At 74.9% G+C, this 16737-nt stretch carries 18 protein-coding genes; 4 read left to right on the top strand and 14 right to left on the bottom strand.

Features of this window, described 5'->3' with window-relative positions:
• Positions 1-3: 3 nt before the first annotated feature.
• Together H291_RS30665 and sigJ are read right to left on the bottom strand one after the other, a co-directional pair.
• Positions 4-1215 (bottom strand): NAD(P)/FAD-dependent oxidoreductase, encoded by a 1212-nt coding sequence (locus tag H291_RS30665; RefSeq protein WP_020016377.1) that lies wholly within the window; start codon positions 1213-1215, stop codon positions 4-6.
• Positions 1216-1317: 102 nt separating this feature from the next.
• Positions 1318-2280 carry an RNA polymerase sigma factor SigJ gene (sigJ, locus tag H291_RS0117865; RefSeq protein ID WP_051109515.1) on the bottom strand — a complete coding sequence of 321 codons (963 nt, stop codon included), beginning with the start codon at positions 2278-2280 and terminating at the stop codon, positions 1318-1320.
• A gap of 127 nt (positions 2281-2407) precedes the next feature.
• Here sigJ and H291_RS0117860 point away from each other — a divergent pair, with 127 nt between their 5' ends.
• From H291_RS0117860 to H291_RS0117845, 4 genes are all read left to right on the top strand, one after another.
• A complete protein-coding gene (locus tag H291_RS0117860; RefSeq protein WP_020016375.1) occupies positions 2408-3001 on the top strand; it encodes a molybdopterin-dependent oxidoreductase in 594 nt (197 codons plus the stop codon).
• Positions 2998-3759, top strand: coding sequence for an FAD-binding oxidoreductase (locus tag H291_RS0117855; RefSeq protein WP_020016374.1), 762 nt, complete (start codon positions 2998-3000; stop codon positions 3757-3759). Before H291_RS0117860 ends, H291_RS0117855 begins: the two co-directional genes overlap by 4 nt.
• Positions 3760-4017: a DUF6510 family protein gene (locus tag H291_RS0117850; protein WP_020016373.1), complete on the top strand. Its 258-nt coding sequence runs from the start codon at positions 3760-3762 to the stop codon at positions 4015-4017.
• 104 nt (positions 4018-4121) lie between these two features.
• Entirely contained in the window at positions 4122-4748 is a 627-nt protein-coding gene (locus tag H291_RS0117845) for a hypothetical protein (protein WP_020016372.1), read from the top strand.
• A 67-nt stretch (positions 4749-4815) separates the two neighbouring features.
• Here the strand turns inward: H291_RS0117845 and H291_RS0117840 are convergent, their stop codons facing one another.
• The 12 genes from H291_RS0117840 to H291_RS32720 form a co-directional block, all read right to left on the bottom strand.
• Positions 4816-5256 (bottom strand): YybH family protein, encoded by a 441-nt coding sequence (locus H291_RS0117840; RefSeq protein WP_020016371.1) that lies wholly within the window; start codon positions 5254-5256, stop codon positions 4816-4818.
• A gap of 67 nt (positions 5257-5323) precedes the next feature.
• Entirely contained in the window at positions 5324-6961 is a 1638-nt protein-coding gene (locus H291_RS30660) for a hypothetical protein (RefSeq protein ID WP_020016370.1), read from the bottom strand.
• Between the two features lie 151 nt (positions 6962-7112).
• The gene (locus H291_RS30655; protein WP_020016369.1) at positions 7113-7799 is read right to left on the bottom strand and encodes a pilus assembly protein TadG-related protein; all 687 of its coding nucleotides are present in this window, start codon (positions 7797-7799) and stop codon (positions 7113-7115) included.
• 22 nt (positions 7800-7821) lie between these two features.
• Positions 7822-9357, bottom strand: a complete 1536-nt coding sequence (locus H291_RS0117825; RefSeq protein WP_020016368.1) for an OmpA family protein — start codon at positions 9355-9357, stop codon at positions 7822-7824.
• Between the two features lie 29 nt (positions 9358-9386).
• A complete protein-coding gene (locus H291_RS30650) occupies positions 9387-9632 on the bottom strand; it encodes a hypothetical protein (RefSeq protein WP_198012522.1) in 246 nt (81 codons plus the stop codon).
• Positions 9633-9699: 67 nt separating this feature from the next.
• Positions 9700-10386 carry a response regulator transcription factor gene (locus H291_RS30645; protein ID WP_020016366.1) on the bottom strand — a complete coding sequence of 229 codons (687 nt, stop codon included), beginning with the start codon at positions 10384-10386 and terminating at the stop codon, positions 9700-9702.
• Positions 10386-11582, bottom strand: a complete 1197-nt coding sequence (locus H291_RS0117805; protein ID WP_020016365.1) for a sensor histidine kinase — start codon at positions 11580-11582, stop codon at positions 10386-10388. The genes H291_RS30645 and H291_RS0117805 overlap by 1 nt, the downstream gene beginning before the upstream one ends.
• A gap of 22 nt (positions 11583-11604) precedes the next feature.
• On the bottom strand, positions 11605-12486 hold the full coding sequence (locus H291_RS0117800; protein ID WP_020016364.1) for a type II secretion system F family protein: 882 nt from the start codon (positions 12484-12486) through the stop codon (positions 11605-11607).
• A gap of 1 nt (position 12487) precedes the next feature.
• Complete coding sequence (locus tag H291_RS0117795; RefSeq protein WP_020016363.1) at positions 12488-13411, bottom strand: type II secretion system F family protein; 924 nt, start codon at positions 13409-13411, stop codon at positions 12488-12490.
• Entirely contained in the window at positions 13408-14736 is a 1329-nt protein-coding gene (locus H291_RS0117790; protein ID WP_020016362.1) for a CpaF family protein, read from the bottom strand. The genes H291_RS0117795 and H291_RS0117790 overlap by 4 nt, the downstream gene beginning before the upstream one ends.
• 16 nt (positions 14737-14752) lie before the next feature.
• Positions 14753-15109, bottom strand: a complete 357-nt coding sequence (locus H291_RS32725) for a TadE/TadG family type IV pilus assembly protein (RefSeq protein ID WP_020016361.1) — start codon at positions 15107-15109, stop codon at positions 14753-14755.
• Between the two features lies 1 nt (position 15110).
• The gene (locus H291_RS32720; protein WP_020016360.1) at positions 15111-16736 is read right to left on the bottom strand and encodes a MinD/ParA family protein; all 1626 of its coding nucleotides are present in this window, start codon (positions 16734-16736) and stop codon (positions 15111-15113) included.
• Position 16737: the final 1 nt, after the last annotated feature.

The raw sequence follows: 16737 nt of genomic DNA, 5'->3' as shown, positions 1-16737 counted from the left end.
CGATCACGCCCCTACCGCGCTCCCCGCCGGAACCTCACCCGACGCCGCCGTCAGCCGGCGCCGGCGCACGGGGTACTGGATCGGGTGCGCGACCGTCCAGTAGGCCCCGGCGCAGACCATCTCCTTGTACCGGGCCGCGAGCCGGCCGCCGGGAGCCGCCGCGCGGGCCTGGTCGTCGGACGTGACGAACTGGATGATCGCGTCGCCGCGGCCCAGGCTGATGCACTGGTGCACGTAGCCCAGCGGCGTGTGCGGGACCCGGCCGCCGGTCAGGCGCGCCGCGACGTTGTCCGCGGCCAGCCACGCCATCGGGATGCCCGAGGCGCACGACATGCGCAGCGGGTTGCCCAGGGGGCCGTCGGCCTGCGCCGCGTCACCCACGGCGTAGACGTCCGGGTGGGAGACCGAGCGCATGGTCGCGTCCACGGCGATGCGGCCGCGGTCGGTGAGCTCCAGGGCCGTCGCGGCGGCGATCGGGTGGGCGGCGAACCCGGTGGTCCACACGGCGGCGTCCGCCGGGACGGTGCCGCCGGCGGCGGTCTCGACGGCGGTGGCGGTGACCCGGGCGACGTCGGTGTGCTCGTGGACGGTGACGCCGAGCCGGTCGAGCACCCCGCGCAGGTGCCGCCGCCCGGCGTCGGACAGCCAGGCGCCCAGGTCGCCGCGGACGGCGAGGGCGACGTCCAGGTCCGGGCGGGTCTCCGCGATCTCGGTGACCGCCTCGATGCCGGTCAGCCCGCCGCCGACCACCACGACGCGCCCACCGGGTCCGAGCGCGGCCAGGCGGTCGCGCAGGCGCAGCGCGCCGCCGCGGCCCGCGAGCTCGTGGGCGTGCTCGGCGACGCCGGGCACCTGGTGGTCGTCGGCCGAGCTGCCCAGGGCGTACACGAGCGTGTCGTAGGCCAGCTCGGCGGGTCCGTCCGCGCCGGGGGCGCCGTCCGCGCCCGCGAGGGCGACCGTCCGGCGGTCGACGTCGACGCCGGTCACGCGGGCGACCCGCAGGGTCACCCCGGTGCCGGCGAACATGTCGGCGAGCGGGCGGGCCTTCAGGTCCTGCCCCGCGGCGAGCTGGTGCAGGCGGACCCGCTCGACGAAGTCGGGCTCGGCGTTGACCAGGGTGAGCTCGACGTCGTCCGGGTGCAGCCGGCGGGCCAGGCGGCCGGCGGCGGAGGCTCCGGCATACCCGGCTCCGAGAATGACGATGCGGTGCTTCATGATCCGTCAGCTCCTGTCGTTCGGGACGGTTGTGCCTCCTGAACCGGACAGCGCGCCGAACCCTGACAGATCGCACCTGTGACGGCGGTCACAGGCCCCGGATCACCAGCCCTTGATCAGCGGCTCCCCGTGCTCCGTGGCGGCCCACTGCTGCGTGGCCCGGCCGAGCTTGTCCGGGTTGACCTGGCTGAGCACCGCGGTGATCCCGTCGGCGGTCGCCTCCAGCGTCATCACGCCGACCACCTGGTCGCCGACCACGACGACCAGCGCCGGGAGGCCGTTGGCCGTCCACGCGTAGATGTCCGGGCTGCCGCCCAGGGCGGCGCGCTTGGCCTCGGCCGGCCGGAAGAGGCCGCGCAGGAACTTGGCCATGGCCTGAGCCCCGAGCACCGCCTTCGCGCGCGCCGGCACCTTGCCGCCGCCGTCGCCCACGCCCACGACGTCGGCGGTGAGCAGCTTGACCAGGGGTTCGAGCTGCCCGCTGGTGGCCGCCGCCAGGAACTCCTCCACGACCGGCCGGGCCACCGCGGCGTCCACCGCCGCACGGGTGCGCTCCGCGGCCAGGTGCTGCTTGGCCCGGTGGAAGATCTGCTGGCTGCCCGCCTCGGTGAGGTCGAGCATGTCCGCGACCTCGGCGTGCGAGAACGCGAACGCCTCGCGCAGCACGTAGACCGCCCGCTCGGTGGGCGTGAGCCGCTCCATCAGCACGAGCACCGCGGTGGACACGGAGTCCCGCTGCTCCGCCGTGTCGGCCGGGCCGAGCATCGGGTCGCCGCCCAGCACCGGCTCCGGCAGCCACTCGCCCACGTAGACCTCGCGGCGGGCCCGCGCGGACTTGAGCTGGGTGAGGCACAGGTTGGTCAGCACCCGGGTCAGCCAGGCCTCGGGCACCTGGATCCGCGCCCGGTCGGCCGCCTCCCAGCGCAGGAACGTCTCCTGCGCGGCGTCCTCGGCCTCCGACGCCGAGCCGAGCAGCCGGTACGCGATGGCCTCCAACCGTCCGCGAAGGCCCTCGAAGACCTCGAGCTCGTCCTGCCGCAACGGCTCACCAGGCGCACCAGTCATGGCGCGACCCTACTGCGCGATCTCACCCTCCGGTACGGGCCGGTTCGCGCGCCGCGGGCCGGTCGCGGCCCTACGCTGAACCCACCATCGAACCGTGCGCGGCACGGTCGCCGGGAGGAGAGTGCGCATGTCCTTCGTCACCCGTGGTTTCTCCGGTCGCAGGCGCGAGGCGGACCCGCGCCTCCCGCCGGGCCAGACGCTGGTCCAGGACTGGCCGGTGCTCAGCGCCGGACCCACCCCGCAGGTCGACACCGCGGACTGGGAGTTCACGATCCGCGACGAGACCGGCGCCGACCACCGGTGGAGCTGGGACGAGCTGCTCGCGCTCGGGGTCGAGGACGTCACGGTCGACATCCACTGCGTGACCCACTGGTCCAGGCTCGACATGGCCTGGCGCGGCGTGAGCCTGGACAAGGTCTTCGAGAACGTGGAGTCGGAGCACGAGTACGTGATGGCGCACTCCTACGGCGGCTACACGACCAACGTGCCGCTGGAGGACCTGCTGGACGGCAAGGCCTGGATCGCCACCGAGGCCGACGGCGGCCCGCTGGACCCCGAGCACGGCGGCCCGGCCCGGCTGCTCGTGCCGCACCTGTACTTCTGGAAGAGCGCCAAGTGGCTGCGCGGCCTGACGATGATGCCCGACAACGACCCGGGCTTCTGGGAGCAGTACGGCTACCACCTCTACGGCGACCCGTGGAAGGAGGAGCGGTACTGGTGAGCGCGCAGCCCGCGGACGTCGCGAGCCCGCCCCGGCCCCGCGTCTCCTGGCACACCGGGACCGTGGTCGAGACGCGCCGCGAGACGCCGTCCGCCGTCCGGATCACGCTGGACGTGCCCACGTGGCCGGAGAGCCCGGCGGGCGCGCACCTCGACGTGCGGCTCACCGCCCCGGACGGCTACCAGGCGAGCCGCTCCTACTCCGTCGCCTCGGCCATGCCGGCCGGACAGGTGGTGCTCGCGGTCGACGAGGTGCCCGAGGGCGAGGTCTCCCCGTTCCTGGTGCACGACCTGCGGCCCGGCGACCAGGTCGAGCTGCACGGCCCGCTGGGCGCGTTCTTCGTCTGGCGGCCCGGGCGGAGCACCCGCCCGGTGCAGCTCGTCGCGGGCGGCTCCGGCGTCGTGCCGCTGTACGCCATGGCCGCCGCGCACGGCGCCGCCGCCGACACCGTGCCCTTCCGGCTGCTGTACTCGGCCCGCACGCCCGCCGACGTCTTCTTCGCCGACGAGCTCGCTGCGCTCGCCGGGCCCACGCTCGCGCTCGACCTCGTCTACACGCGGGCGGCGCCGGACGGCTGGGCCGACCCGGTCGGGCGGCTCACCAGGGACGCCCTCGCCGCGCGCACCGTCGCCGCGGAGCAGCGCCCGCACGTCTACGTCTGCGGCTCGACGGGCTTCGTCGAGACGGTCGCCCGCTGGCTGCAGGACCTGGGCCACGCCGCGGCGGACATCCACACCGAGCGCTTCGGAGGTCTTTAGATGACACACCACCTCGACGGCAACGTCCTCGCCGGTGCGCTCTCGGAGGTGTTCCGCTCCGACGTCACCGCCGCCCGCGGCCGGTGCGGGGGCTGCGGCCGCACCGCCCCCATCGCCGAGGCCATGGTCTGGACCGACGCCCCCGGCCTCGTGGCCAGGTGCGCCAGCTGCGACCGGGTGCTCGCCACCGTCGTCGACACGGGCGACCGCGTGATCCTGAGCCTCGCGGGGCTGAGCGCCGTCGAGCTGCGGCGCTGAGATCCCGCGGCTCCGGCCTTGACCTGTGCCACCCGGCGGCGGAGTGTGGAGAGCGACGGCAGCGCCGTCCGGACGCTGCCCCGAGCACACAGGGAGAGTCCGACATGTACGTACGCACTACCGAGGTCCAGGGTGATCCCAGGGGGATCGACGACGGGCTGCGGATCGTTCGCGAGGACGTGTTCCCGGCCGTCACCGCGATGGACGGCTGCGTCGGGATGTCCATGCTGGTCGACCGCGAGTCCGGCCGGTGCATCGCCACGACGGCGTGGCAGTCCATGGACGCCATGCTGGCGAGCGCCGACGCCGTGCTCCCGCTGCGCGAGCGGGCCGTCCAGGCGCTGGGCAGCACCGGGGGCAGCGACGTCAACCAGTGGGAGGCCGCCGTCGTGCACCGCGACCATGCCACGCCCGACGGCGCCTGTGCCCGCCTCACCTGGCTGAGCGGCGGGCAGGACATGGTCGACCGCTGTATCGACCTCTACCGGATGGTCATCCTGCCGCAGCTGCAGGAGATGGACGGGTTCTGCAGCGGCAGCCTGATGGTCGACCGCGAGCGGGGCCGGGCCGTGGGCACCACCGCGTTCGACAGCATGGAGGCCGTCGTGCGCGCGCGGGAGGCCACCGCCCACATCCGCGAGCGCGTGGTCCGTGAGCTGGGCGCCACGGTCGACGGTCTCGAGGAGATGGAGATCGCGTTCGCGCACCTCCACGTGCCAGAGATGGCGTGACGCCGGAGAGGAACCGCGACCGCCGCCAGGAGGCAGCGGCCGCGGTCCGGCGCCGGGGCCCGGCCGGTCACGGCTCCAGGTCGGTCAGCCCCCTGCCGGTGCGCAGGTCGAGCGGCACCGAGACCTGGTCGTGGGCGACCAGCCAGGTGCCGCCGTCCTTGCGGAGGCAGAACGTGGCCCGCACCCACATGCCGGCCGTCGCGGTGCCGTCCGCGAGGGTGCCGCTGAGCCGGCCGAAGCCGTGCCCGAACGCGACGGTGTCGCCGACCGTGAGGTCCAGGTCGCGCAGCTCGTAGCGGACCTCGGCGAAGACCGCGAACACCCGCGCCCAGTTCGCCAGCTTCGCGTCCACGCCCACGTGCTGGAGCGGCGGCTCGACGTCGAACGAGACGACGTCGGCCGCGTAGACCTGCCGCAGCCGGTCGAGGTCCTTGGCCCGGAGCCCCTCGACGATCCCGTCGAGCCGGCTCCGGATCGCCGCCTCGTCGTCCAGTGCCTGCGTGCTCATCGCTGTCCGTCCTTCCGTCGGGTGGTGCCTCACCGGTGTGACGGACGGGGCGCACGGAACGTGACGGTCAGTCGGGCTGGTCTCCGCCGGTCAGCTCCACGTCGAGCGTGTGCGGACCGGTCAGGTCCGCCGGGATGCGCGCCGCACCGTGCGCGAGACGCTGCGGGACCCCGTCGAGCGCGAACGACCGGACCCTGTCGCCCGACCCGTGCAGCCGCACCGTCAGGTCGGCGTCCCGGTAGCGGAGGCCGCTGAGCGTCGCGTCACCCCAGCCGGCCGGGAGCACCGGGGCGAGGTCGAGGCCGTCCGGCGTCGGCCGCAGACCGAACACGCCGTCGTGGATCATCCGCAGGTACGCGGTGGCCGACCATGTCTGCTCCGGCTGGGAGTCCCACACGTGACCGGTCTGGTAGCCGCCGTCGACGGCACCCGTGGTGGCGTCGTAGATCTCGAAGAAGCTGTCCTGGCGGCCGTACAGCCCGGCCAGGGTCGTCACCTCTTCCGCGAATTCCGCCTGGTGGCCGGACCGGGCCATCGCGTCGGCCCAGAAGCCCTGCACGACGGGCCAGACGATGTCGTTGTGCCGGCCCGCGTACCCGGCGGCGGCGTAGCGGTCGAAGCGCGGGTACACGTCGGTGATCCCGTACGGCGAGACGTGGGTGTTCCGGGCGATCGACCGGGCCTGTGCCCGGTCCGCGATGCCGAAGAGGATCGTGAAGGCCAGGCCGGTCCCCTCCTGGTAGTCCTGCAGCTCGCCGGCGGCGGGGCCCTCGGTCGGGGTCGTGTACCCGTAGTAGCCGCGGTCGTGCTGCCAGAAGTGCTCGTTGATCGACGCGGCGAGCCGGTGGGCGTCGCGGGCGTACCCGCGCGCGACGCCGCCGGGCCGCCCGAGCTCGTCGGCCATCGCGGCGAGGCTCACGTAGGCCTGGTGGTAGACGGCGTTGGTGCTCAGGGCGAGCTGGGTCGCGGTGTTCGCGTAGTCGAGCACGAAGCTGCTGTCCGACTCGCCGTCGTCCGTCGCCGCCAGCATCCCGTCCGGGTACCCGGCGATCCCGTCGTTGAAGAAGGACGGGCCCCTGAACAGCCCGTAGCCGGCATCCCACTGCTGTGCCTCGCGGACCGCCATCGTGCGGGCAGCCGTGTCGAACGCGTCGCGCAGGAAGGCGCGGTCGCCCGTGAGCAGGTAGTGGTTCCAGGCGGCCGGGACCCAGACCACCTGGTCCCACCACTGGTTGTCCTGCTGGACCACGAGCGAGCCGTCGTCCTCCCGCGTCACGACCGACCACAGGGTGTTGCGCGCGACGTCGGGGGCGAGCAGGCTCCCGGCGTTCCACGAGTTCACCGAGGCGTCCCGGGTCCAGGGCTGCTCGTACCCGCCGCCCGCGCGGAAGAACGTGCCGACCTCCGGGTCCATCAGGCCCGAGCCGTCGTAGACGTCCGGGTCGTAGGGCACCGTGTTGGTCTCCAGCAGGTTGGTGAGGGCGCCCGCGTAGGCGGGGCCCAGCAGGGCCTGCGTGTCCGGGTCGGTGAAGCTGAGTGTCGGCACGTGCTGCGCTCCTGTGGCCTCTGGTGGTGGTCCGGCCACCGCGCCCGCGGCCTGCGGCGCGGCGAGCCCGGCGGCGCCGAGCGTGAGCGCGACGGCGGCCGCGACGACAGCGGGGAGCTGCCGGTGGGACGTCCGGGGACGACTGAGGACGACGGTCATGGCTGCGCACCCTTCCACGGCGGTGTGGTGTGGAGCTCGTCGCGGCCCGTCTGGGGGCCGTCTCGACGCGGCAAGTTTTCACCCGCCCGACAGCGCTGTCAAGAGAGTGCCCGGGGCAAACGTGCCCGCCCCGGTCAGGACCCAGTCCTGGTCAGTCCACCAGGACGACGTCGCTCGCGTAAGCCGTCACCTCGGGCGGGGTCCAGTCGTCCTCCTCGTCACCGGAGTCGGCGTCGCCTGAGTCCTCGTCACCCGAGTCGTCGCCGGTGCCGGAGCCACCGCCGTCTCCGGCACCCGCGTCCTCGTCCTCCTCCGGGGGCGCCTCGGTGACGCACTCGCCGTCGATCAGCCAGCCCAGGCCGCCGTCCAGGCACAGGCCGCCGCTCAGGCGGATCCCCGCCGTCGCGCGCGCCTCCGAGGCGATCCCGGTGCCGGGCACCACCTCGTGGTGCCGCACCTCGGCGGTGACCCGCAGGCGCGCGACGTCGACGTCGAGGTCGACCAGCTCGGCGCCGTTGCGCTCGGCGTACTGGCGCGCCGCCTCGTACATCTCCTCCTCGGTGCCGGGGCCGAGCAGCGCCTCCTCGAGCAGCTCCCAGAACGCCGAGCGCTCCCCGCCCAGGAGGTGCAGCGCGGGCAGGTGGCCCAGCCGGTCGTCCCACTCCTGGGCGGCGGCGAGCGCCGCGGCGTCGGCGGCGGTGCCCGCCTCGCGGCGGTCGTTCGTGGCCGAGCCGAACATCGCGATCACCAGCACCGCTGCGGTCAGCATCCCGACGGCGACGGGGATCGTCATCACGTGCATCGAGCCGCGCTCACGGTCGTCGGTCCGTCGGGGCATGGTCACTCCTGGTATGGGTGGGTCACGGGGCAGGGTCGGTCACGGGCACGTCGGTGATGCGGAACCGCTCCGGGGCGTCCACGGTCACGGTGTCCTGGCCGGTGTCGGGCCAGTAGACGGCGATCGTGGCACGCTGGCCCTGGTCCAGCGTCCCGACCTCCTCGTCGCCGAGCAGCCGGCGCAGCACGAAGCCGCCCGTGCGCTCCTCGGCCACGTAGTCGTAGGGCAGCACCCGCTCGCGGGCGCCGAGCAGCGACAGGTTGTGGGGGCCGGCCACCTCGGCCAGGGCGCCGAACTTCCGGTCGCCGAGCATCGTCAGGTGGGCCGGGAGGAACCAGGCCGGGTCGATCCCGGTGCCGTCGGTCCGCTCGGCGACGAGCGTGCCGACCAGAGCGCCGGGGCGCCGCTGGACCGACTCGACCTCGACCGTGTACTCGCCCTTGCCCGTCTCGATGGTCACGGCGGCGTCCCGGGCGGTCGGGGCGTCGGTCGCGGGCGCCTCGCTCTCGGCCGTCGTGTCGACCACGAGGTGGCCCTGGAAGTGGATCTCGACGCGCCGGTTGGCGGCGCGCGCCTCGGCGCTCCGGCCCTCGGCGACCGGCTCGGACTCGCCGCGGCCCTCCTCGGTCACGGTGAAGTCGCCGCCCAGGTCGGCGCGCAGGCGCTCGGCCACGGAGCGGGCGCGCCGCTCGGACAGGGCCTGGTTGTAGGCGTCGGTGTCGACGTCGTCGGTGTGCCCCACCACGTGCACGTCCCCGGCGTCGGCCTGCTCCACGATCGAGGCGGCGGCCCGCTCGACGACGCCCCGCGCGGACCGCGACAGCGTGTCCTCGTCGGAGTCGAACAGGACGTCGGAGGCCAGGGTGACCGTGACGTCGTCGTCCTCGGCGGAGGTCGCGGACCCGGCGTCGTAGCCCTGGGTGAAGGCGCGCAGCTCCTTGGTCGCCCCGGTCCCGGCGCCGCCGGTCTGCTCGAGCGCGGCGTCGAGGTCGTCGCCCGCGGCGACGACGGGCACGGTGACGGCGCCGTACCCGGGCAGCAGCACGTCCACCGAGTCGCCGGCGGGGGCCGCGAAGACGGCGACGGCGGAGCCGGTCAGCGTGTCGTCGTCGCCCCGCTCCTGGTCGAGCTCCGCCGCGGGGGTCCCGTCGGCGGCCTGGGCCACGGGGTGCACCACCTGGGCCTCGGTGTCGACGAGGCGGACGCCGCGGCCGTCGGTGACGGACTTGCCCAGCCCGCCCAGGCTCAGCGGGACGGTGCCGGAGCCCAGGGAGTCGTCGCCGGCGGGCTCTGCGGTGTACGTGTAGCGGAGCACGGCCAGGTCGCCGTCGGCCTCGACGGGGCGCAGGTCGAACCGCACGCGCGCCTCGTGCAGCTCCCGCTCCACGGAGACGACCTCGTCCGGAGGCGCGGTGGCGCCCCCGGACGAGGTCGGGGTTCCCGATGCGTCGGGTGGCGGTGTCACCGTGTCGGCCCGGTCGTCGGGGCCGGTCAGGCCGCAGCCTGTCAGCAGGCCGACGAGTCCGACGGTGAGCGCCGCGCGGTGGACCTGACGCATCCAGTACCTCCGTTGTGTTCGGTGGAGCCTTACTCGCCGCCGCCCGCGCCCGCGATGTCGTTCACGGCGTCGGTGAGCTGCGTGACGATCGCGTCGCCGACGTCGCTCGCCGCGGCGATGACGATACCGACGACGGCCACGACCAGCAGGACCGCGCCGACGTACTCGACGGTGCCCTGGCCGCGCTCGTCGTCGCGGGCCCGGCGGGCCGCACGCTCGGCGACGGCCGCGAGCGCGATGCGGGCGGCGGTGGCCTTCTCGATCAGCTTGTTCATGGTGTCCTCCACGTTCGGTGTCCGGTGTCCGGTCGCGGGTTCAAGGACCGCGGCCACACCAGAGAACCTACGGAGCGGCGGCCCGCGGCCCCAGGGTGTGCGGGCCTGGTCGGGGGCCTGTTCTGCCTGGGCCCACGGCACTACCCGGCTCCGGGCCCCGCTGCAGCCAGCGCACGATCGCCTGGCTGCGCGTGGTCACACCGAGCTTCGCGAACAGGCTGTTCACGTGGTTCTTGACGGTCTTCTCGGAGATGAACAGCCGGGCCGCCACCTCGCCGTTGGCCAGGCCGTCGGCGACCAGGTCCATCACCTCGGCCTCGCGCCGGGACAGCAGGTCGCGCACCGCGGGCGCGCGGGACGGCGCGGCGGACGGCGGGGCCACCCCGGAGACCACCTGGCTCCCGCTCCGGCAGAGCCGCACGGCGGCGACCATCGCCTCGGGCTCCAGCGCGCCGTGCACCAGGTACCCGGCGGCGCCCGCGGCGATGGCCTCGGCGACCGTCTCCGGGTCGTCCGTGTGGGTCAGCATGACCACGGTCGCCCCGGTGGTGAGCTGGGGCAGCAGCTCCAGCCCGCTCATCCGGGGCATCCGCACGTCCAGCAGCACGACGTCGACCTGGCCGGCCCGGACGTACGCGATCGCCTCGTAGGGGTCGCCCGTGTCGGCCACGGACGTCACGCCCGGGGTCCCGTCCAGGAGTGTCCGCAGGCCCATCCGGATGATGGGGTTGTCGTCCACCGCGAGTATGCGCATCAGGCTGCCTCCACCAGTGCTCGGGCCGGTTCGGCGGGCAGCACCACCGTGACCACGGTGCCGCCCTCCGGTCCGGCTTCCCAGGTCGCGTCGCCGCCGCAGAGCTGGGCCCGCTCGCGGACGCCGCGCATGCCGTAGTGCCCGCCGTGCGAGCCGCCCGTGTCGAGCGCCGAGCCGCCGCCGGGTGGTCCCGCGGCGCCCAGCCCGGCGCCGTCGTCGGACACCACCACGCGGACCGCGCCGTCCGTCACGGCCACGGTGACCGCCACGTGGGACGCGCCCGCGTGCTTGCGCACGTTCTCCAGCAGCTCGGTCACCACGGCCCGGACGTGCCGCGCGCGGCCCGGCCCGGCGGCGGCGTCGACCCCGGGGTCGACGTCGGCGGCCGCGGGCGTGCCGGTGCGCTCGGTCCAGCGCCCGACCGTCTCGGTGAGCAGCGCCGCGAGGCCGTCGGGGTCGTCACGCAGCTCGCCGAGCGCGCGCCGGGTGTGCTCGTGCGCCGTGCGGACGGCGGCGCCCAGCTCGCGCGCGACGCCGACCGTGTCCGCCGCCGCGCCCTCGCGGTCGAGCCGGTCGGCCAGGCCGCGCGCGGCCAGGGCGAGGCCGGCGAGGTCGCCGGCCACCGTGTCGTGCAGGTCGCGGGCCAGGCTCAGCCGCTCGGCCAGGGCCGCCTGGTCGGCGCGGACGGCGGCCAGCTCGGCCGCCTGTACCGCCTGCCGCCGTAGCCGCCGGCCGAGGTGGGTCCCGGTCCAGGTCATGATGATGGTCAGGACCGCGCCGGCGGCGCCCGTGACCAGGCCGCGCCAGCCGCCGTCGTACGCGGTGAGCTGGTAGAGGCACAGCGGCGCCGCCATCACGACCGCGAGCCGCAGCCCGGCGAACAGGCCCCACAGGGCGGCGGTCGCCGCGGCGTAGACCGCCATGAGCGGCGAGCCCGCCAGCGGCAGCAGCGCCACGACGGCCACGGCCGTGTCCCCCGCGAGCAGGATCCCGTTGCGGGCGTAGAACCGGCCCCGGGTGTCCCAGTTCAGCGCGGGCACGAACGAGAAGGGCGCGGCGAGCACCACCAGGAACACGCCGAGCCAGCCCGCGCCGTCGAGCAGCGCGAGCACCAGGGCGAACGCCAGGACCACGAGCCGCACCTGGCACAGCAGGCGCACCGCCGGGCCGATGGCGCGCTGGGTCAGGGCGTCCATGGCGTGCCTCGGGCTCAGCCGCTCAGAAAAGTTCACCGAGCACCCCCGCGTTCGCGACCAGCACGGCCGACACGATGAGGATCAGCGCGCCCGGCAGGATCGTCATCGTCACGGCCAGGGACACCAGCGGCGCCGCCCGGGCCGCGCGCTGCCGCACGGTCTCGGCGTGCTCGCGGCGCACGTCCGAGGCGATGCCGGTGAGCGCGTCCGCCAGCGGCACGCCCAGCTCCTCGGCCTGCAACAGCGCTGTCACGAACGACCCGACGGCGGGCGACTTGCTGCGCTCGCGCAGCGCCACGAAGGTCTGCCGCCGGGACGCGCCGACGTTCATCTCCTCCAGCGCCGTGCGCATCTCGGCCGCCAGCGCGCCGCCGTGGAACTCGCACACCCGCTCCAGGGCCTGCCGGAAGCCGAGGCCCGCCGTCACGGTCACGGCCAGCACGTCGAGGAAGTCGGGCAGCTCGGTGTCGATCTGCCGCCGGCGCCGGCCCGCCTCGGTGTACAGCCAGATCCGCATCCAGGCGCACAGCACCAGGCCGATCGGCACGCCGACCGTCCACAGGTCCTGGACCACGAACAGCAGCCCGAACAGGACGCCGAGCAGCACGAGGCCCGCCTCGCGCCGCACGAACATCGTCAGGGTCACGCCCTCGGGCCGGCCCGCCCGCCGGATGACCGTGTCGAGGCGCTGCAGGCGCTGCCGCCCGTACAGCCGCACGGCCAGCGGCAGCAGCGGTGCCCCGATCCGGTCCAGCACGGCCACGAACCCGCGCGGCCGCTCCTCGGCCTCGGGTGCGTACTCGGCCTCGACCTCCTCCAGGCCGGTGCTGGTCAGCAGCCGCAGCGCGACCATCCCCAGCACCGCCGCCAGTGCGGCACCCGCCGCGACGATCAGCCCCTCCACGTCACACCTCCACCCGCGACAGCCGCCGGACCACCAGGTAGCCGACGACGAACAGGCCGGTCGCCACCAGGAGCACCACCTGGCCCGCCAGGTTCGTGATCATCACGTCCACCACGCCGGGGCTGAACGCGTTCATCAGCGCCACCGCGCCGAACGCCAGAAAAATCACCGTGTAGCCCGAGAACTGGGCGCCCATCGTGGACGTCACCACCTCGCGGCGCAGGCGGCGGCGCTCCTCCAGCGTCTGCCCGATGCCGCCGAGCGCGGTGACCAGCTCGCCGCCCGAGCGGCCCTGGATGGTCAGCGTCTGCACCAGCACCGACAGCTCCCGGGACGGCAGCCGCTCGCTCAGGCCCGACAGCGCGTCCCGCATGGACCGGCCCACCGCCATCTCGGCGCTGACCTGGGCCACCTCGGACGCCGCCGGCTCGGACATCTCCTCGGCCGCCATCTCCAGCGAGCGGCGCACGGCCAGCCCCGCGGAGGCGCCGTTCGCCAGCAGCCGCGCCAGCTCCGGGAGCTGCGCCACGAACCGGTCCACGCGCTGCTTGCGCCGCCGATCCAGCCAGCGCTGCGCGCCGATCGCGACCAGCAGCACCGCGAGCGCCGCCGTGGCCCAGCCGAACAGGGGCAGCACGGCCAGGCCAGCCAGGAGGGCCCCGGCGCAGGCGGCCGTCAGGAACAGCGACGGCGACCAGGCCGGCAGACCGGCGCCGGCGAGCAGCGCCACGAGGCGCTGGCCCCAGCGCCGCCGGGCCAGCCGCTCGTCGATCCGCGTGAACACGGAGACCCCGGCGAGCTGGTCGAGGTCGGCGGTCTCGACCATGCGCCGCTCGGTCTCGGCGTTGCTGACGAGCGTCGCGACGGTGGCGGCGGCCATGAGGAGGGTCAGCAGCAGGCCCGCGGCGATCAGCAGGACGGTCACGACGCACCTCCCGTGGCGGCGGGCTGGGCCGGCTCGGCGGGAGCCGACGCGGTCAGCACCGTCTCGCCCGCCCGGTGCAGCCGCTCCAGCAGGTCGGCGGGCACGGGCTCGGGCACGAACCGGCCGGCCACGGTGCGGTCGGGGCCGAGCGGCTCGGAGACGAACCGCATCAGGGGTGTCAGCGCGTACTCCTCGCGCCGCTGGGAGGTCACGGCCTGCACCTCGAGCACGCGGCGGGACCCGTCCTGCGCGCGCTCCAGGTGCACCACCAGGTCGATCGCGGAGTTGATCTGGTCCCGCAGGGTCGCCGAGGGCAGGTCCAGCTCGCTCATCGAGGCCAGCGTCTCCAGGCGGCCCAGCGCGTCGCGCGCCGTGTTGGCGTGGACCGTGGCCACCGAGCCGTCGTGGCCCGTGTTCATCGCCTGGAGCATGTCGAGCGTCTCGCCGCCGCGGACCTCGCCGACGATGATCCGGTCGGGCCGCATGCGCAGCGCGTTGCGCACCAGGTCGCGGATGGCGACGGCGCCGCGCCCCTCCACGTTCGCCGGCCGGGACTCCAGCCGCACCACGTGCCCCTGCTGCAGGGAGAGCTCGGCGGCGTCCTCGATGGTGACGATGCGCTCGTGGTCGGGGATCAGGCCGGACAGCGCGTTGAGGAACGTCGTCTTGCCGGAGCCGGTGCCGCCCGAGACCACGATGTTCAGCCGGGCCCGCACGCACGCGCCGAGCAGGCTCGCCGTCGTCACGTCCAGGGTGCCCTTGTCCACCAGCTCGCCCATCCGGAACGGCGTCGGAAACCGGCGGATGGTCAGCGTGGGCCCGTCCAGGGCCAGCGGCGGGATGATCACGTTGACGCGCTCGCCGCTCGGGAGGCGCGCGTCGACCATCGGCGAGGACTCGTCCACGCGGCGGTTCACCTGCGACACGATCCGGTCGATGGTCTGGTAGAGCTGCTCCGCCGACGCGAACCGGGCCGGCACCCGCTCGACCTTGCCGTAGCGCTCCACGAACACGTCGTCCGGGCCGTTGACCATGATCTCGGTGATGGACTCGTCCGCCAGGAGCGGCTCCAGCACGCCCAGGCCGAGCGCGTCGTCGGTGATCCGCTGCACCAGGGCGCCGCGCTCGCGCGCGGACAGCACGGGCCCGTCCACCGAAAGCAGCCGGGACAGCACCCGCTCCAGCCGCACCCGCCGCTGGGCCGGCGAGAGCCGGGCGAGCTCGTCGACGTCGATCTCCTCGAGCAGCCGCTCGCGGTACACCTTGGCGAGGTCGTTGTCCTCGTCGTGCCGCTCGTCGGCGGCGAGCCGGTCGCGCAGTGCCATTGCTTTCCTCTCCCCCTCAGCCGTCCACCGGGAACGCGGCGGTACGGGTCAGCGCGACGTCGACCACCTTCATGCCCGCCAGCCCCAGCGGCGCCGTGACCGTGACCCGCACGCGCGCCGTGCCGTCGTCGACCGCCACCTGGATGTCCCGGACGGTCAGCCCGTCCGGGACCGCCCGCTGCGCCTCGCCGTGCGCGTCGCCGCCGATGCTCAGGGCCCGGGCGCCGTTGCGGGCGGCCTCCTGCGCGATCGACGCCGTCTGCGCCACGGTGATCCCCTGGATCGCCAGCAGCGCGACCAGCACCATGGCGAACACGACGCCGACGAGCTCGACGGTCGCCTGGCCCCGCTCGCGCCGCGTGCCCGAGGCCATCTCAGCCCTCCCGGTAGACGGCGGCCGACGACGACGCGGACAGGTCCACGCCCGGCAGGATCGTCGAGACGGTCACGCGCACGCTGACCTCCTGCGGCGACACCTCGATGTCGGAGTCGCCGACGGCGGCGCGGTACGGGCCCGGGAGCTGCTCGCGCACGTCGTCGCGCACCTGGTCGACGACGTCGTCGCGGGGCTGGCCCAGCGCGTCGTAGTACCCGAGGACGCCGACCGTGCGGGCCCCCTCCTGCGCGGCGGCCCGCGCCGCGAGCAGGCCGGAGGCCCACCCGATGCCCTGCACGCACAGCAGCACCACCATGAGCACCATGAGGATGACCACGGGCAGCTCGGCGGTGGCCTGGCCGGCCTCGGGGTCGGCGCCCTTGCGCCGCCCCGGCCGCCTGCCCGCCCGCCGCCCCGTGCCCGCGACCAGCGACTCGACCTCGGTGGGCCCGTCGGGCGTGCCCTCGCGCGCGGCGGCCGCCTGGGGCTGGATCGCCGCGACGCCGACCTCCGCCACGGCGGTGTGCACCGGCGTGGGCGTCTCCAGGAGCGTGGCCGTGTTGACCGCGCCGGCGAACGCGGTGCCGCCGTCGGGCACCGTGAAGGCGATGGGCCGCTCCACGATGCGCTCCACCAGGGCGGGCGTCACCTCGTCGCGCGGGGTGCGCCGGTTGAGCACCAGCTCGACCGTCGCCGGGCGCCGCACGGCCAGCCGGTCCCACTGCGCCAGGCTGCGGCGCGCGGCGCGCAGGGACGGCAGGTCCGGGGTGGTCACCAGCAGCACGCGGTCCGCGAACTCCAGGGCCGTGGCCCGTGGCTCGTCCAGGTGGGCGCCGACGTCGATCACGGCCAGGCCGGACTCGAACCGCAGGGCGCTCACGATCGACCGGACGGCGGCCGGCGTCATCGCCTCGGCCCGCTCGCCCTCGGCGGGGGCGGGCAGCAGCCGCAGGCCGCCGGGCACCTCGTAGGTGGTCTCGCGCAGCATCCGCCCGGTGACCTCGCCCTCGACCGCGGCCAGGTCCACCACCGAGCGGCGGGTGCGCACCCCGGTGTAGGCGGTGAGGTCACCGGCCCCGAGGTCCAGGTCGACCAGGAGGGTGTCGTTCGTGCGCCCGGCGCGCGCCAGGAGCAGGGACAGCACCGAGGTCCCGACGCCGCCCTTGGCCCCGGCGATCGCGACGACCTGGCCGCTGCGGCCGCCGTTGCGCTCCGCGGCGATCGAGGCCCGCGCCATCGCCGACCAGGAGGCCACCGCCTCCAGCCGGGTCAGCACCTCCTCCAGGCCCGCGTTCCGGGCGATCACCGACCGCGCGCCGACCTCCATCGCGGCGCCCATCGCCCGGCTCATCTCGGCGGGTCCGTGCGCGTCGACGACCATGACGATGCCGGTCAGCGGGGTGGCCAGGCCGACGCTGCGGGCAACGGCGTGCCCGTGCCCGTCGTCGGCGGCCTCGTCCACCACCACGATCTCGATGTCCGGCTGCCGGTCGAGCGCCGTGAGCACGCCCGCGCCGTCGGACACCGCGGCCGCGAGCTCGAACCCGTCGGACTCCGCGAAGATGTGGCCCAGGTGGTCCCGGACCTCGTGCGCCGGCGTGGCGAGCAGCACCTTGGTGACCATG

Origin of the sequence: Promicromonospora sukumoe 327MFSha3.1, assembly GCF_000385135.1 — a bacterium.
Taxonomy (GTDB): domain Bacteria; phylum Actinomycetota; class Actinomycetes; order Actinomycetales; family Cellulomonadaceae; genus Promicromonospora; species Promicromonospora sukumoe_B.
The sequence above is the reverse complement of the archived record's forward strand: the minus strand, read 5'-3'. Positions and strand labels throughout refer to the sequence as shown.

Coding starts and splice junctions, on each gene's coding strand:
- H291_RS30665 (WP_020016377.1), bottom strand. CDS start 1,215: ATGAAGCACCGCATCGTCATTCTCGGAGCCGGGTATGCCGGAGCCTCC.
- sigJ (WP_051109515.1), bottom strand. CDS start 2,280: ATGACTGGTGCGCCTGGTGAGCCGTTGCGGCAGGACGAGCTCGAGGTC.
- H291_RS0117860 (WP_020016375.1), top strand. CDS start 2,408: ATGTCCTTCGTCACCCGTGGTTTCTCCGGTCGCAGGCGCGAGGCGGAC.
- H291_RS0117850 (WP_020016373.1), top strand. CDS start 3,760: ATGACACACCACCTCGACGGCAACGTCCTCGCCGGTGCGCTCTCGGAG.
- H291_RS0117845 (WP_020016372.1), top strand. CDS start 4,122: ATGTACGTACGCACTACCGAGGTCCAGGGTGATCCCAGGGGGATCGAC.
- H291_RS0117840 (WP_020016371.1), bottom strand. CDS start 5,256: ATGAGCACGCAGGCACTGGACGACGAGGCGGCGATCCGGAGCCGGCTC.
- H291_RS30660 (WP_020016370.1), bottom strand. CDS start 6,961: ATGACCGTCGTCCTCAGTCGTCCCCGGACGTCCCACCGGCAGCTCCCC.
- H291_RS30655 (WP_020016369.1), bottom strand. CDS start 7,799: ATGCCCCGACGGACCGACGACCGTGAGCGCGGCTCGATGCACGTGATG.
- H291_RS0117825 (WP_020016368.1), bottom strand. CDS start 9,357: ATGCGTCAGGTCCACCGCGCGGCGCTCACCGTCGGACTCGTCGGCCTG.
- H291_RS30650 (WP_198012522.1), bottom strand. CDS start 9,632: ATGAACAAGCTGATCGAGAAGGCCACCGCCGCCCGCATCGCGCTCGCG.
- H291_RS30645 (WP_020016366.1), bottom strand. CDS start 10,386: ATGCGCATACTCGCGGTGGACGACAACCCCATCATCCGGATGGGCCTG.
- H291_RS0117805 (WP_020016365.1), bottom strand. CDS start 11,582: ATGGACGCCCTGACCCAGCGCGCCATCGGCCCGGCGGTGCGCCTGCTG.
- H291_RS0117790 (WP_020016362.1), bottom strand. CDS start 14,736: ATGGCACTGCGCGACCGGCTCGCCGCCGACGAGCGGCACGACGAGGAC.
- H291_RS32725 (WP_020016361.1), bottom strand. CDS start 15,109: ATGGCCTCGGGCACGCGGCGCGAGCGGGGCCAGGCGACCGTCGAGCTC.
- H291_RS32720 (WP_020016360.1), bottom strand. CDS start 16,736: ATGGTCACCAAGGTGCTGCTCGCCACGCCGGCGCACGAGGTCCGGGAC.